Source organism: Burkholderia sp. WAC0059 (assembly GCF_002870125.1).
Classification (GTDB): domain Bacteria; phylum Pseudomonadota; class Gammaproteobacteria; order Burkholderiales; family Burkholderiaceae; genus Paraburkholderia.
In genome coordinates, this window is the sequence record NZ_PNEO01000019.1 from 1 (window position 1) to 15,168 (window position 15,168).

Below are 15,168 nucleotides of genomic sequence, written 5' to 3' on the forward strand. Positions count from 1 at the left end.
GCGGCTCGAGAAAGTCATGTGGGATGCGAAGAAGATGTTCCCGAATCTCGACTGGTTCAGCGCCGTCTCGTACCACCGCATGGGCGTGCCCACGGCCATGTTCACGCCGCTCTTCGTGATCGCGCGAACGGCCGGGTGGAGCGCGCACGTCATCGAGCAGCGCGACGACAACAAGATCATCCGCCCCAGCGCCAATTACACCGGACCGGAAAATTTGAAGTTCGTGCCGCTAAATAGGAGAAAATAGCGTCCGCTGTGCGCTTCCGGGGCGCGCGCAGTGCAACCGGCGGCCGCAAACCGGACTTCTCGCGCGGCCGCGCACTGTCCAACTGATTTGAAATATAGGAAAGGTTTAGCTCCATGAAAAAACTGCTGATCGCCACCGTGATCGGGGCGCTGTCCTCGACGATGCTGGTGGCCGCGCCCGACGCTTTCGCGCAGGCTTCCGCGCCTGCCGCGGCAAAAAAAGCCACGGCGAAGAAGCCGACGCCTCACCGCCGGGCCCGCGCGCGCGCGCCGGAACCCCGCCATCGCCTCGTCCGGCGCTCGACCAGGGTCGCCGCGGGCGACCCGATTCCGGAAGGTTCGGTGCGGTGGACCTGCGAGGACGGCCTGTCGTTCCTGCTCAAGGGCGACATGAAACGTGACCAGATCGTGACGGTCCACTGGGGCGACAGGAACTACAACCTGCCGCGCGAAACCACGACGACGGGTGCCGACCGCTTCCACGACGCAGCGAGCGGCCTCGACCTCGTCGTAATCCCGACCAAGGCCATGCTGCTCTCCGACAAGGACGACACGCGGCTCGCCGACGAGTGCAAGACCGCCGAGATGCTGCAAGGCTCGCCGGCGCCGACGCAGTCCAACGAGCTGAATCGTACCGGCCAGTAAGCCGCCCACAGGCCGGCCCCGGGGGGAAGTTCCGGGGCCGGCCGCCGATCAACCCAGGAAACCCCGATGTCCGCACCGATTTCCAACGTTCGTCCGAGTCCCGATCAGGTCCTCGTCGACATCGTCGACTACGTGCTGAACTATCGCGTCGACAGCGCGCTGGCCCTGCATACCGCCCGCCTGTGCCTCATCGACACGCTCGGCTGCGGCCTCGAGGCGCTTTCCTACCCCGCCTGCACCAAGCTCCTCGGGCCCATCGTGCCCGGCACCGTCGTGCCCCACGGAGCGAAAGTCCCCGGCACGCCGTTCCAGCTCGATCCCGTCCAGGCCGCCTTCAACATCGGCGCCATGATCCGCTGGCTCGACTTCAACGACACCTGGCTCGCCGCCGAGTGGGGACACCCGTCCGACAACCTGGGCGGCATCCTCGCCACGGCCGACTGGCTCTCGCGCACCGCGATCGCCGCCGGCAAGGCGCCGCTCACCATGCGCGAGGTACTCCTCGCCATGATCAAGGCCCACGAGATCCAGGGCTGCATCGCGCTCGAGAACGCCTTCAACCGCGTCGGCCTCGATCACGTCATGCTCGTCAAGCTCGCTTCCACGGCCGTGGTCGGCCAGCTCGTCGGCCTCACGCGCGACGAGCTCGTCAACGCCGTCTCGCTCGCCGTCGTCGACGGACAGTCCCTGCGCACCTACCGCCACGCGCCCAACGCGGGCTCGCGCAAGTCGTGGGCCGCCGGCGACGCCACCTCGCGCGCCGTGCGCCTCGCCCTCATCGCGAAGACCGGCGAGATGGGCTATCCGTCCGCGCTGAGCGCGAAAACCTGGGGCTTCTACGACGTCTCGTTCGGCGGGCAGCCGTTCCGCTTTCAACGGCCTTACGGCACCTACGTCATGGAGAACGTGCTGTTCAAGATCTCGTTCCCGGCCGAGTTCCACGCCCAGACCGCCGCCGAGGCCGCCATGACCCTGCACGCGCAGATCGCCGCGAAGGGCCTGCGCGTCGAGGACGTCGCGAAGATCACGATCCGCACCCACGAGGCGGCCGTCCGCATCATCGACAAGAAGGGGCCGCTCTCGAACCCGGCCGACCGCGACCACTGCATCCAGTACATGGTCGCCGTACCGCTCCTCTTCGGCCAGCTCACGGCGGCCGACTACGAGGACGAGCGCGCGCGCGACCCGCGCATCGACGCACTGCGCGCGAAGATCGTCTGCGTGGAAGACCCGCAGTTCACGAAGGATTATCACGACCCCGAGAAGCGCTCGATCGCCAACGCGATCACCGTCGAGTTCGCCGACGGCACGAAGCTCGACGAGGTCGGCGTCGAGTACCCTATCGGCCACCGCCGCCGCCGCGACGAAGGCCTGCCCCTGCTCGTCGAAAAGTTCCGTACCAACCTCGCGCGCCGCTTCCCGCAGAAGCAGCAGCAGGCCATCCTCGACGTCTCCCTCGACCAGGCTCGCCTCGAGGCCATGCCTGTCGACGAGTACGTCGACCTGTACGTGATTTGAAGCATCTGCCCGCCAGTCCAAGGCACAGAGAAACGTGTAGCAACGTCATTTCCGCGATTAACGAAGGAAAACACCATGGCCCACAACCTCCACAAAACGCTCAAGGAATTCGATAGCGGCTCCGGCAAAGGCAAGTTCTACTCGCTGCCGCAACTCGGCAAACAGCTCGGCGTGAAAATCGACCGGCTGCCCGTGTCGATCCGCATCGTGCTCGAATCGGTACTGCGCAACTACGACGGCAAGAAGATCGCGGAAGAGCACATCGAGCAGCTCGCGAACTGGAAGCCGACCGCCGCGCGCGTCGACGAAATTCCGTTCGTGGTTTCGCGCGTCGTGCTGCAGGACTTCACCGGCGTGCCGCTGCTCGCCGACATCGCCGCAATGCGCGGCGTCGCGAAGCTCGCCGGCAAGAACCCGAAGGCGATCGAGCCGCTCGTGCCCGTCGACCTCGTCGTCGACCACTCGGTGCAGATCGACTACTTCCGCCAGAAGGACGCGCTCGACCTGAACATGAAGCTGGAATTCCAGCGCAACAACGAGCGCTACCAGTTCATGAAGTGGGGCATGCAGGCGTTCGACACGTTCAAGGTCGTGCCGCCGGGCGTGGGCATCGTCCACCAGGTCAACCTCGAATACCTGGCCCGCGGCGTGCACAAGAAGAGCGACGGCGGCGACACCGTCTACTACCCCGACACGCTCGTCGGCACCGACAGCCACACGACGATGATCAACGGCATCGGCGTGGTCGGCTGGGGCGTGGGCGGCATCGAGGCCGAAGCCGGCATGCTCGGCCAGCCCGTGTACTTCCTCACGCCGGACGTCGTCGGCGTCGAGCTGAAGGGCAAGCTGCGCGAAGGCGTGACCGCGACCGACCTCGTGCTCACGATCACCGAGCTGCTGCGCAAGGAAAAGGTCGTCGGCAAGTTCGTCGAGTTCTTCGGCGAAGGCACGGCCTCGCTCTCGCTGCCCGACCGCGCGACGATCGGCAACATGGCGCCCGAGTACGGCGCGACCATGGGCTTCTTCCCCGTCGACGAAAAGACCATCGACTACTTCAAGGGCACGGGCCGCACGAAGGCCGAGATCGACGCGTTCGCGAACTACTTCAAGGCGCAGGAGCTGTTCGGCATTCCGAAGGCCGGCCAGATCGACTACACGAAGACGCTCACGCTCGACCTCGGCACCGTCGCGCCGTCGCTGGCCGGCCCGAAGCGTCCGCAGGACCGCATCGAGATCGGCAAGGTCAAGTCGACGTTCTCCGACCTGTTCTCGAAGCCCGTCGCCGAAAACGGCTTCGCGAAGAAGGCCGCCGACCTCGACGCCGGGTACAAGACCTCGGACGGCATCACGGTGAAGAACGGCGACGTGCTGATCGCCGCGATCACCTCGTGCACGAACACGTCGAACCCGAGCGTGCTGCTCGCGGCCGGCCTGCTCGCGAAGAAGGCCGTGGAAGCGGGCCTCACGGTCGCGCCGCACATCAAGACCTCGCTCGCTCCCGGGTCGCGCATCGTCACCGAATACCTGACGAAGACGGGCCTGCTGCCCTACCTCTCGAAGCTCGGCTTCGAGCTGGCGGCCTACGGCTGCACGACCTGCATCGGCAACGCGGGCGACCTCACGCCGGCGCTCAACGAGGCGATCACGAAGAACGACATCGTCGCGGCCGCCGTGCTTTCGGGCAACCGCAATTTCGAGGCGCGCATCCACCCGAACATCCGCGCGAACTTCCTCGCCTCGCCCCCGCTCGTCGTCGCCTACGCGATCGCCGGCAACATCACGCGCGACCTGATGACCGAGCCGGTCGGCAAGGGTAAGGGCGGCAAGGACATCTTCCTCGGCGACATCTGGCCGACGAGCGACGAAGTCAACGCGCTGCTCAAGTACGCGCTCGACGCCGACGCGTTCCAGAAGAACTACAGCCAGCTCACGAAGAAGGGCGACCTGTGGAGCAAGATCGAGGGCGAAGCCGGCCAGGTCTACAACTGGCCGAAGTCGACCTACATCGCCGAGCCGCCGTTCTTCGGCAAGGACTTCTCGATGCAGCCGGCCGACTCGATCCCGCAGGTGAAGGGCGCACGCGCGCTCGGCATCTTCGGCGACTCGGTGACGACCGACCACATCAGCCCGGCGGGCTCGATCAAGGAGGATTCGCCGGCCGGCAAGTGGCTGAAGGCGAACGGCGTGCAGAAGGCCGATTTCAACAGCTACGGCTCGCGCCGCGGCAACCACGACGTGATGATGCGCGGCACCTTCGCCAACGTGCGGATCAAGAACCTGATGATCCCGGTGAAGGCGGACGGCACGCGCGTCGAGGGCGGCCTGACGATCCACCAGCCGAGCGGCGAACAGCTCTCGATCTACGACGCCGCGATGAAGTACATCGCCGATGGCACGCCGACCGTCGTGCTGGCCGGCGAAGAGTACGGCACGGGCTCCTCGCGCGACTGGGCCGCGAAGGGCACGCAACTGCTCGGCGTGAAGGCCGTCGTCGCGCGCAGCTTCGAGCGGATCCACCGCTCGAACCTCGTCGGCATGGGCGTGCTGCCGCTGCAGTTCAAGGGCTCGGACAGCATCCAGTCGCTCGGCATCACGGGCGAGGAGACGTTCGACGTCGAAGGCCTCGGCGACGACTTCAAGCCGCAGCAGGAAGTGACGCTCGTCGTGCACCGCAAGGACGGCAAGACGCAGCGCGTGCCGGTGCTGCTGCGTATCGACACGCCGATCGAGGTGGACTACTACAAGCACGGCGGGATTCTGCCGTTCGTGCTGCGCTCGCTGCTGGCGGCGTAAGCCTTTGCAGGCGCTGCCTTCTTTCGGGAAGGCAGCGACACTTGGAAGCCCGACACGTTTGTGTCGGGCTTTTTTTTCGGGCCGCCGGGTCGGCCGGCCCGGAGCCGTCTTGCCGGAAAAACCGGACCGTTATCTGGCCTTGCCTTATCGGGTATTCGGATTCAGCGGTTGACGTTCGCCATGCATGCTGCATCGCGAAAATCAGGCATTGTAGGAATCTGCAGAACATTCGGCGGTTGCCGACCCATAGCGGTCTGTCAGTCTTCTCAATAACGGACGGTCGGTGACAACAGATTTTCATTCAGCGCACGGAATTCTGGCCACATTTGGCTTGTTCTACGATGTCGATATAATGATGCTGCGGTGGGGGGAAGGACACTCCCGCAAGGGACACCAGTGGGTAATGCTGACCGCGCCCAGGGCCTTGGGCACCGTCTGCGTAATAGTCAGGCGCAGACCTTGCCCCGCCACACCGCTCGATTCAAGCTTGTCACTACCGTATCCGGTAAATCTTGGTTTTCCAGTCGAGCAGGAATTCTGCAACTCGCTTGGAACGCTCCGGATTCCCGTTCAGTCCCATCCTCTCAGTCGCAACGTTATCCAAGTATGCTGCGATGGATGAAACGCCTACTCCCTCCTGCAACATCGAGAATACTTTCGGCAAATACCTTTGGTATTCGTCACGTGTAACGGGATTGGGTGCAACGCCAATAGGGTCCCATACGTAGTACAGAACCTCATCCACTCTTCGGTATAGTTCAAGCTCGGTATCGCCCAGTTTCTGTCCCATAGTGCCTCGTTTCACTTTTCCTTGATCGCTCTCCCTGCGAAGGGGTATGTCATTGCCAACGATCTAGATTTTGTCGACGACTGAGCGTTCTTGGCCGGGCGACCTCACGGCTGGGTCCGAAGTGGTCTCTCGTATTTCTTGAATCCGCTCAGATCGACGGCCTGCCTCGTGCATCTTGCCAACTAACATACGCAGCGGTATCCATCGCGTCAATGTTCGGCATTTCATTAGTTTGAACGTGCTGGAAAAAGTCCAAACAATGGCCCCAGAATGATTTTTCCGGATTGGGCTCAATCCAGCACGAATACCCCAATCGACTCCAATCTAACGACCTGTCGTCATTGCAGCGCCGTAGAAGCTCCTGTGCGATTGCCTCACACCAAGCCAAAGCATCTTCTACCGCCTCTGCTTCGATGAAAACCCCAGTCGTTGATTCGTAGTCTTCGATCACTCCACGCTCGAATAGCTTTCGCGGCTCGGGCTCGTGATACTGGAAAATTACGAGGTATTCATGTGGCATGTTGAGGAGAGGAGTTTAGTGACTTCTCGGACATGTTCGTCGCTACGGATTGTCGATGATCTTGGCAGATACGTCGACCGTCCCTTCATGGCCGACTACAGACCGGGTCTCGCGGATAAGCCTCCAGGCATACCGCCAGAATTTCCGCGCGCAGCCAGCGATGAGCCGGGTCATGATCGAGACGCGGATGCCAAATCGCCGAGACATTGAAAGCGGGTGTCGACAAGGGCAGCTCGAACCATTGCAAGCCATTTAAGGCAGCGTAATCGGGTGCGAACGTGTTGCCCACGCAGGAGTGCGGGATGACGGCGAGCAGGTCGGAGCGACGGGCCAACTGCATCGCGCTGGTGAAGGACGGCACGACTATCGATACCCTCCGTTGCATGCCGCGATCGGCCAACGCCACATCGACAGAATTTAAGCTCTCTCCGGGTCGCGCAGTCAGTATGTGACCGGACTCGACCCAACGTTCCACGGACACACCAACGCTGCTCAAAATCGGATGGTCGACGCGGCACACGCCGACATACCGATCGCGAAGAAGCAGGCGCGTCAGCATCTCGGGAGCGGAAGTTCTCACGGTGCCGATTTCGAGGTCAATTTTGCCGTCACGCAGCGGTTGCGCATCCCAGTCCGGCTTGGGCGTGAAGCGGAGTTGCACGCCCGGCGCTGCGCGACTGATCCGGGCCATCAGAGGAGCGCCGACCAGATCGATGAATCCTTCACCCGCTCGCACGGTAAAGCTGTGCTCCAGGGCCGCAACATCGAACCGGTACTCCGGCGGCCTGAGTAAAGCCTCCGCTTCGCGGGTCAAGGCGGGAAGGCGTTGGCGCAACTGCTCTGCATAGGGCGTGAGGACGAGCGAGCGGCCTGCCTGCAGCAGCAACCGGTCGCCCGTGACCGTGCGCAGGCGTGCCAGCGTACGACTCATGGCTGAAACGCTGAGGTTTAGACGCTGCGCGGCTGCTGTGACGCTTCGCTCGGTCAACAGCGTGTCAAGGGCAGTGAGAAGGTTGAGGTCGACGCGTGACATCTGTCCAGCATAGCGGATCGCGGCGTGGCATGGCGTTCCGTTCAATCGTGGTTTGCAGGCAGGGCGTCTGGTGCAAATCCGGTGCGGGTCTCAGAATTGAAACCATCGCATCGACCAGCAAAGAGAAGACTCATGTCCCACGCTGCAATCCCGGTTCGCACTCCAACGATTCTGATCATCGGCGCTTCGCGCGGTCTCGGCTATGCGATGGCCGTAGAGTTTCTGGCAAAAGGGTGGCACGTCGTGGGCACCGTCCGGGCCACCAACGGCCCTACGTTGCTACACGCTTTGGCTGACTCACATTCGCAGAGTGTCGAGGTCGAAACGGTGGACATCACCCGGCCTGACGAGATCGATGCGTTGCGGGTTCGTTTGTCGAACCGGACGTTCGACATCCTGTTCGTCAACGCCGGCACGACCAACCCCGATCCGACGCAGACCATCGGCGAAGTATCGACCGTGGATTTCGTCGATCTCATGATCGCCAACGCGCTCAGTCCGATGCGGGTTGTTGAACGTCTGTCCGGCCTGGTTCCCGCAGATGGTCTGATCGGCGTGATGTCGTCCGGGCAAGGCAGCATCGCCGACAACGAGTCCGGGCAGCGGGAAGTCTATCGCGGCAGCAAGGCAGCACTGAACCAGTTCATGCGAAGCTTCGCGGCACGCCAGGCCAAAACGAAACGCGCGATGCTGCTGATGGCGCCCGGGTGGGTACGTACGGATCTGGGCGGACCCGACGGGCGACTATCAATTGAAGAGAGCGTACCTGGAGTCGTGGAGACGCTCTTGGCCAAACAGGGTCGTCCCGGCCTCGAATTCCTCGACTACCGCGGTAGAACCGTCCGATGGTGACGGACGCCGCGCAAGACAATCGAAGCGAGCGTCCGCGCTTGACGGTTCGATGTCAAAGGAACAGAAGACGTTCGAGCGTCTGCAAGCGGCTCGCGTCGCATGACGACTTCTGGCCGCACTTGGCCACTTCTACGCCCCCAGAATGAAACATCGCTATACGCAGCAACTGCCGCGGCGCACAAACAGAAATCAACCACAGAATCTGATACCCGCCTTATCCGGCCATTGCCTAGCCGTTCAACCCGAAGTCGACGCGCGTCGTCGCGCCCTTGTCCTGGATGCCCTTCGCGTCGAGCTTCGGCGCGACGACGAACACGCGGCTCGCGTCGACCTTGCCCTGGAAGTATTGCTGCACCGCCTGGGCGCGACGCTGCGCGAGGTCGCGCAGCGCGGCCTCGTCGACCGGCGCGTGGGCCTCGAGCGCCTGCTTCATGTCGGCCGCGGGCAGCGTCTTCGTCATGCCGACCAGGTTGCGCGGCTTTTTGAAGTCAGCTCCTTTATAGGCCTTCGTCAGGTACTCGTCGTATTCCTTCGGATCGACCGTCACCGTCGAGAGATCGACGCTCTCGCCGTTGCCGACGACGCTCTTCACCTTCTGCTGCCGCACCAGACTGTCCACGTACTGCTCGCGCAGCGCCGGGCTGTCGACGGCCGGATCGACGCGGCCGATCAGATCGATCTTCACCGCGGGCTTGTCGGCGAGCGCGCGGGCGATCGTGTCGAGCTTCTTGTCGTCCGCGTCGCTGAGCGTCGCCGAACCGGGCGCGAATGCCACGTAGCCGAGATCCTCGCCGCCGCCCCCGCTGAACGCGTTCGCGAGCAGCGAGAACGGCGCCGTCACCGCCCGCTCGATCAGGTTCAGGAACGCATGCCAGATCAGCCCGCCAACGCTGAACTGCGGGTCCGAGAGCGAGCCCGACACGGGAATGTTCACGTCGATCTGGCCGCGCGAGTTCTTGAGCAGCGAGATGGCGAGCCGCACGGGCAGCTTCGTCTCGGTGCTGTTCACGACGTGGTCGCCGAACGTGAGCTGGTCGATGAAGATGTGGTTGTTGGCCGTGAGCTGGTTGTTCGCGAGCTGGTAGTGCAAATCGACGTTGAGCTTGCCCTTCGTGATCGGGTAGCCCGCGTACTTCGCCGAATACGGCGTGAGGTTGGTCAGCTCGATGTCGTTCGCGCTCGCGGTCAGATCGAGCGACGGCTGGGCGATCAGCGGATCGACCGTGCCCTTGATGGACAGCGGACCGTTCGCGGAAAGCTGCGCCGACACGTCGACGGGCGCGGGCGTCGTGGACTGCGTGCCGAACGCGCCGACGCGACCGTGGATGTCGACGAGATCGGCCGAGTAGTTCGGCGTGATGAAGTGGTCGGTGTAATTCACGCTGCCGTTCTGCAACACGAGCTCGCCGAAATGCAAACGGACGGGGGGATGCGCCGCCGCTGCCGCCGCAGCGCTCGCCGCAGCCGGAGCTGACGCCGGCACCGAAGCCTGGGCGGCGGCCGAAGCCGTGGCCTGCGTGCCGGCGGTACTGGCCGCGATGGCGGCACTGGCACTGCCACCGGCGCCGGCGACATTCGCCGGCGTGCCCAAAGCCGCCCGCGGCGTCAGCGACACGGCCTCCTTGCCGCTCGAATCGCGCGTGAGCGACTGGGGCGCGCTGCCCTGGCTCGCGACGACGCCGGTCAGGTTCAGCCGGCCCTGCGGGTCGAGCAGCACGCGCCCGTAGAAACCCGCGAACGTCACGCGCGAGGCGCTGACGTCGGTGCCGCGCCGCGCGTCGTAAGTCGCCCTCAGGTTCGAGAGCGCGAGCGAGCGCCAGCCCGCGAACGAATCCGAGGTCGCCTTGTCGAGCATCCGCACGTCGACGAGCGCCGCGTTGCCGCGCCAGTTCGCCCGCATCGCGCTCCCGCCGTCGAACGCGAGCTGGCCCCGCGCATTCAGGAGCGCGCTCGCGATCGTCGCGTTGAGCTGGCTGCCGAAGTACGGCTCGAACGCGGCCACGTCGAGGCGGTTCGCGTCGATGCGCAGCGTCGTCGCGAGCGGCGTCGGCTTGATCTCGCCGTTCAACGCGAGCGTGCCCTTGCGGTTGAGCGTGGCCTTCAAGTCGATGGGCAGTGGATGGCCGAGGTCGTCGCTAATCTGCTGGACCTTCAGTTGCAGCGGCTTGATGCTGAGCTTCGCCGGCCGCGGCGTCGTGCGATCGACGAACTCCACGTCGCCGTCCTGCACGCTCACCTCGTCGACGCGGTAATGCCACGGCGTCGGCGCGGCCGGCGCGGCGGACCGTGCCGCTTCGCGGGTCTCGCGAGTCTCGCGCGCCCCGTGCGTTTCCCGGGTCCGCGCATGCGCCGCTTCGCGGCGCGGCGGCGCGGCCAGCTCGGTCAGGTCGATGCTGCCGTCCTTGCGCCGCTCGACGTTGATTTGCAGGCCGGTCGTATCGACGGCCGAAATCTCGGCGGTGTGGGCGGCCAGATCGACCTGGTTCACCTGCACCTGTCCCTGGCCGAGCGCGATGGCGGGCGTTTTCGTGCCGTGCGCCATGACCTTCAGCCCGGTCAGCGTCAGCACGCTCTGGCCGACCTGCACGGCGGCCGGCGAGTTCGCCCAGTTCGCGCTGAGGTTCACGTTCGCCCCGAACTGGCCGGCGCCGATCTGCGCCGACGTCGCGCCGTCGAGCCACGGTTGCAGCGGCGGCAGCGACAGCGCCGTCACGTCGATCTTCGCGTCGGCATGCTTCGCGGCCATGCCGAACGCGCCGGACACGGCGACCGATCCGCCGCTGTCGAGACCCGTGCCGAACGTGTACCGCGCGTCCGTTTTCGCCGTGCTCGAGAAGTTGTCGAGCGTGGCGGCGACGTTCGAGAGCCCGAAGTCGACGGGCTTCGCCGGCGTTTCGTCGTGCAGATGGACGGTCCCGCCCGTGATCGCGAAATGGCGGATCGCGAGGTCGAGCGGCGCGGCCTTCGCGGCAGTAGCGGCGGCAGGCGCCGCGCCCGAAGCCGCCGCGCTGGCCGCTGCCGGCGCGCCCGCCCCCTGCGAGGCGAACATCCGCTCGACGCTCAGCGTGCCCGTTTTATCGCGCGAAAGGCTGAGCGACGGGCCGTCGAGCTCGATGTCGTCGAAGCGATAGACGCTGCGCAGCGGCTCGAGCGTCGCCGCGGCCACGTGCAGGCGGCGCGCGCCGAAGAACGGCGCGTTGTCCGGGCCGCTCACGTCGAGCCCGTCGAGATCGGTCGTGCCCGACACGCGCAGCGACGGCGTCTCGCCCGACATCACGAAGTCGAGCTTGAGGTCGGTCGAGAGCTTGCCGGCGCCGACCGTCACCGGCAGCTTTTCCGGCGCATAGGAGAGCAGGCGCGGCACGTCGAGCCCGTCGATGCGCAGCTCGACCTCGGATTCGCGCGAGGCGGCGAACGGCTTGGTCTTGCCGTCGAGCTCGATCGGGCTGCCGTCGACGCGCATGCGCAGAAGCGGCTGCACGAAGATGTCGGTCTTCGAGGGCAGCGTCGCGATGAACGGAATGCCGACCGACAGGCCGTCGATTACGTGCTTTTCGTGCAGCAACTGGTCGTCGAAATCGATTCGGCCGTTGTCGATGCGAATGTTCGAGACGGAGAACGGCGTCGACTTGCCGTTGCCCGGCTTCGAGGGCGTCGAGAACTTCTCGATCAGGTCGGTGAAGTTGAAACGCTGCGCGCCGAGCCGCACGATCGAGACATGCGGCGACTCGAGCTGCACCTCGTTGACGATCGGCGCCATGCGCAGCAGCGAGAACCACGAGGGCCGCACGACGAGGCGCGCGGCGTCGAAGAAACTGCCGTTGCCGCCGGGCTCGCCGATGTGCACCTGGTCGGCCTCGAGGTTCAGCGTATAGGGGTTGAGCGCGATCCGGCCGATCGTGACGGGGCGGCCGAGCAGTTGGGAGAGCTGCTTGTCGGCGGCGTTGCGGATCAAGGGCGGCGCGGCGAAAAAGCCGAGCAGTCCGAACACGACGAGAAAAATCGCGATGCCGACGACGATGCGCCGCGTACGGGGCGCCCGCACGACGGCGCGGGCGGTTTGCAACGAGGAACTCAGCGCGGTTTTGTCGAGACTTGCCATGCTTGCTTGCCGGTGACGCGGCAAGAGGCAGAGGCCCGCCGCGATAGTGGGACTATGAATGGATTGGCTGGCGCCGGAACAGACAGCCCGAAGTATAGGCCCGAAGGCGCGCGGCGCGTGTGCAACTGGTCTGCCTGCTCGGAACCGACGCCGCGCGGCGCCGGCCCCTGCCTTTTACTGGCGTTCGACCGCGGGCGGCAGCCAGCTACCGTCGGTCGCCTGCGGCTTCGGCGCGTAGAGCCTCAGCACGAGCTGGAAATCGCCTTGCGGCGCCCTCACCCCGTTCGCGCCCCTCGGGCGCTCCGCCGAGACCCGCACGTCGAGCGAGCCGTCGCGATTGCGGCGCATGCCGTTGCGCTCGCCGTAGGCGACGCGCACCGGCGCGTCGGCGTCGAGCGCGCCGTCCGTCGTGTAGGCCGTGATCGACCAGAAGCCGCGCACCGGCGGCAACTGGTCCGGCGCGAAGTGGATCACGTAGCGGTTCGCGCCGTTCAGCGCGTGGCCGTCGCTGTCGACGGCCACGCGCGCGCGCACCTCGTCGTCGCGCGTGCCGAGGCCCGGCTCCGACGAGGCCGCGTAGGCGCGCAGCACGTAGTCCTGACCATAGCGGCCGGCCTCGTCGCCAACCCAGGTCCAGCCGTTGCCGGCCAGCAGATCGTTCGGCGGCGTGGCCACGCGAGCCTGGCCGTCCGTGAGCCCGGCGCTTACCGCCGTCGTCGCGTCGTGCGGCAGGTCGACCGGCTCGCCCGGCTGCACGCCGATGTCGGACAGGACCTTCAGCGCGTGCGCATCGTCGGGCGACGGCGGGTTGTCGGCCAGCGCCTGCGCGAGCCGGTCGAAATAGCCGTTCGCGTCGAGCGCCGCCACCTGCGCGACGGGCGTGCCCGACGGCGCCGGATCGCCGCTTTCGCCGGCGCCGCCCGCGGCCGGCTGGGCGTCGTCGTCGTCCGGGGCCGACAGCGGCGCGACGCGAATCGCGCGCTGCAGCCGGCGGATCGCCGCCGCGTCGCCGCCGCGCGTCTCGATGCGCGCGAGGACCCAGACGTAGCGCGTCGGCACGTCGACGCGCTGCACGTGCGCAGGCAGGTCGCCCTTCCAGCCCGCCGGCGCGAAGGCGATCGTCTGCGACTTGAGACCGCCGGATCGGGCCGTGATCTGCGCGCCGCTCGACCAGACCACGTTGGTCCACATGTCGAGCGCCCGCGCGTCCATGTAGCGGCCGCGCGAGTTGGGCAGCGAGACGAGCACGGGTCCGTTCGAGAGATCGAGCCAGCCGCTGGAATCGAGCGTGTCGAGTCCGGGCGTCGGCGGATTCGCGGCGCCGACGGGCGGCAGCGCCCCGGCGCTGCGCAGCGTGTTGGCCTCGGCTTCGCCGGGACCGGTGCCCGTGGAATCCTCGCGCGCCACGTCCATCAGCACGAGCGGATAGCCGAACACGTAGGAGTCGGACACTTCGTCCTTCACCCAGCCGTTGTCGGTCTTCGGCGCGACGCCCGGCGCGGACGCGCAGCCGGCAACGAAAGCCGCGAGCGCGAGCGCGAACGCGGCGCAGGCGCGATGAAGCAGGGGTCGTCTTTGGCGTCTCTTTATCATCTGTCGAGCCTGCGGATACGCACGGTTCATGAGGAGCGTCACCGGCACCGCGCTTCGCCGCCGGCCCCCCGGCTCCTTGCGAACGCGCTTCGTCAGTCCCGATCCCGCCGGGTGGTATCGTATCGTCCGCGCCGGACGGTGAAAAGGCATTCGGCGGAAATCCATCGGAAATTATGCGTTCCCGGATCGGGGCATAGCGGGTAAAGTTTGCAGGGCGAACTCATTCCGACCGGAGCGCCCGCCCATGTACGTCCCCGCCCATTTCGAGGAAAACCGCCGCGAGGTGCTCCACGCGCTGATCGAGGCGCATCCGCTCGGCGCGCTCGTCACGCACGGGCCGGGCGGGCTCGACGCCGACCATCTGCCGTTCGAGCTCGACCGTTCGGGCGGCACGCACGGCATCCTGCGCGCCCACGTGGCGCGCGCCAATCCGCTCTGGCAGACGATCGCATCGGCATCCGGCGCGCCCGAGGCGCTCGTCATCTTTCAGGGTCCCGACGCCTACCTTTCGCCCAACGGCTACCCGGGCAAACACGAAACGCATCGTCAGGTGCCGACCTGGAATTACGTCGTGGTCCATGCGCACGGGCGTCTCGCCGTGCGCGACGACGAAGCGTTCGTGCGCGGGCTCGTGGCCCGGCTCACGCGCAAGATGGAGTCCCAGGTCGGCGAGCCACGCCCCTGGAAGATGGGCGACGCGCCCGCCGACTACATCGCGCAGATGCTGGCCGCGATCGTCGGCATCGAGATCGAGGTGACGCGGCTTACCGGCAAATGGAAGCTCGGCCAGAACAAGGCGCCGGCCGACCGGCGCGGCGCGGCCGAGGCGCTCCTCGCCCGCGGCACCGACGAGGCCCGCGCGGTCGGTCTCGCCATGCAGGCCGCGTTGTCCGGCGACGGCGCATAACGCCGCAGGCGCACGGCCGATCCTGCCCCGGATCGGCCCGCCGGCCGTTCCCGCGCACGACGTCCTGCCCGGATGGCATGGATAGCCATCGTCCGTCTCTATTCCGGTAATCCGCGCAATAAAACACCAAAGTGATGGCCGCCCCTGCCCGCCCTTGACCTTCCCATCA

11 protein-coding genes are annotated in these 15,168 nt (G+C 66.0%); 6 read left to right on the forward strand and 5 right to left on the reverse strand.

Annotated features, from left to right (window positions below; genetic code table 11):
* The 4 genes from CY652_RS18490 to acnA all read left to right on the forward strand — a co-directional run.
* Nucleotides 1-247: citrate/2-methylcitrate synthase (locus tag CY652_RS18490; protein ID WP_308410395.1), on the forward strand; the 247-nt coding region annotated here is incomplete at its 5' end.
* Between the two features lie 113 nt (nt 248-360).
* The gene (locus CY652_RS18495; protein WP_102132175.1) at nt 361-891 is read left to right on the forward strand and encodes a hypothetical protein; all 531 of its coding nucleotides are present in this window, start codon (nt 361-363) and stop codon (nt 889-891) included.
* A 66-nt stretch (nt 892-957) separates the two neighbouring features.
* Nucleotides 958-2,409 (forward strand): bifunctional 2-methylcitrate dehydratase/aconitate hydratase, encoded by a 1,452-nt coding sequence (locus tag CY652_RS18500; protein WP_102132176.1) that lies wholly within the window; start codon nt 958-960, stop codon nt 2,407-2,409.
* A 75-nt stretch (nt 2,410-2,484) separates the two neighbouring features.
* Nucleotides 2,485-5,202, forward strand: a complete 2,718-nt coding sequence (gene acnA, locus CY652_RS18505) for an aconitate hydratase AcnA (RefSeq protein ID WP_102132177.1) — start codon at nt 2,485-2,487, stop codon at nt 5,200-5,202.
* Nucleotides 5,203-5,695: 493 nt separating this feature from the next.
* Here the strand turns inward: acnA and CY652_RS18510 are convergent, their stop codons facing one another.
* The 3 genes from CY652_RS18510 to CY652_RS18520 form a co-directional block, all read right to left on the reverse strand.
* Nucleotides 5,696-5,992: a hypothetical protein gene (locus CY652_RS18510; RefSeq protein WP_102132178.1), complete on the reverse strand. Its 297-nt coding sequence runs from the start codon at nt 5,990-5,992 to the stop codon at nt 5,696-5,698.
* A gap of 148 nt (nt 5,993-6,140) precedes the next feature.
* Complete coding sequence (locus tag CY652_RS18515; RefSeq protein ID WP_258002361.1) at nt 6,141-6,443, reverse strand: hypothetical protein; 303 nt, start codon at nt 6,441-6,443, stop codon at nt 6,141-6,143.
* A gap of 154 nt (nt 6,444-6,597) precedes the next feature.
* Nucleotides 6,598-7,545 (reverse strand): LysR family transcriptional regulator, encoded by a 948-nt coding sequence (locus CY652_RS18520; protein ID WP_102132180.1) that lies wholly within the window; start codon nt 7,543-7,545, stop codon nt 6,598-6,600.
* Between the two features lie 132 nt (nt 7,546-7,677).
* Between CY652_RS18520 and CY652_RS18525 the strand changes: the two genes are divergently transcribed.
* Nucleotides 7,678-8,397 carry an SDR family NAD(P)-dependent oxidoreductase gene (locus tag CY652_RS18525; protein ID WP_102132181.1) on the forward strand — a complete coding sequence of 240 codons (720 nt, stop codon included), beginning with the start codon at nt 7,678-7,680 and terminating at the stop codon, nt 8,395-8,397.
* Nucleotides 8,398-8,626: 229 nt separating this feature from the next.
* Here the strand turns inward: CY652_RS18525 and CY652_RS18530 are convergent, their stop codons facing one another.
* Together CY652_RS18530 and CY652_RS18535 are read right to left on the reverse strand one after the other, a co-directional pair.
* A complete protein-coding gene (locus CY652_RS18530) occupies nt 8,627-12,499 on the reverse strand; it encodes a DUF748 domain-containing protein (RefSeq protein WP_102132182.1) in 3,873 nt (1,290 codons plus the stop codon).
* A 174-nt stretch (nt 12,500-12,673) separates the two neighbouring features.
* Entirely contained in the window at nt 12,674-14,092 is a 1,419-nt protein-coding gene (locus CY652_RS18535; protein WP_102132183.1) for a DUF1254 domain-containing protein, read from the reverse strand.
* Between the two features lie 244 nt (nt 14,093-14,336).
* Between CY652_RS18535 and CY652_RS18540 the strand changes: the two genes are divergently transcribed.
* The gene (locus tag CY652_RS18540; protein WP_102132184.1) at nt 14,337-14,999 is read left to right on the forward strand and encodes an FMN-binding negative transcriptional regulator; all 663 of its coding nucleotides are present in this window, start codon (nt 14,337-14,339) and stop codon (nt 14,997-14,999) included.
* Nucleotides 15,000-15,168: the final 169 nt, after the last annotated feature.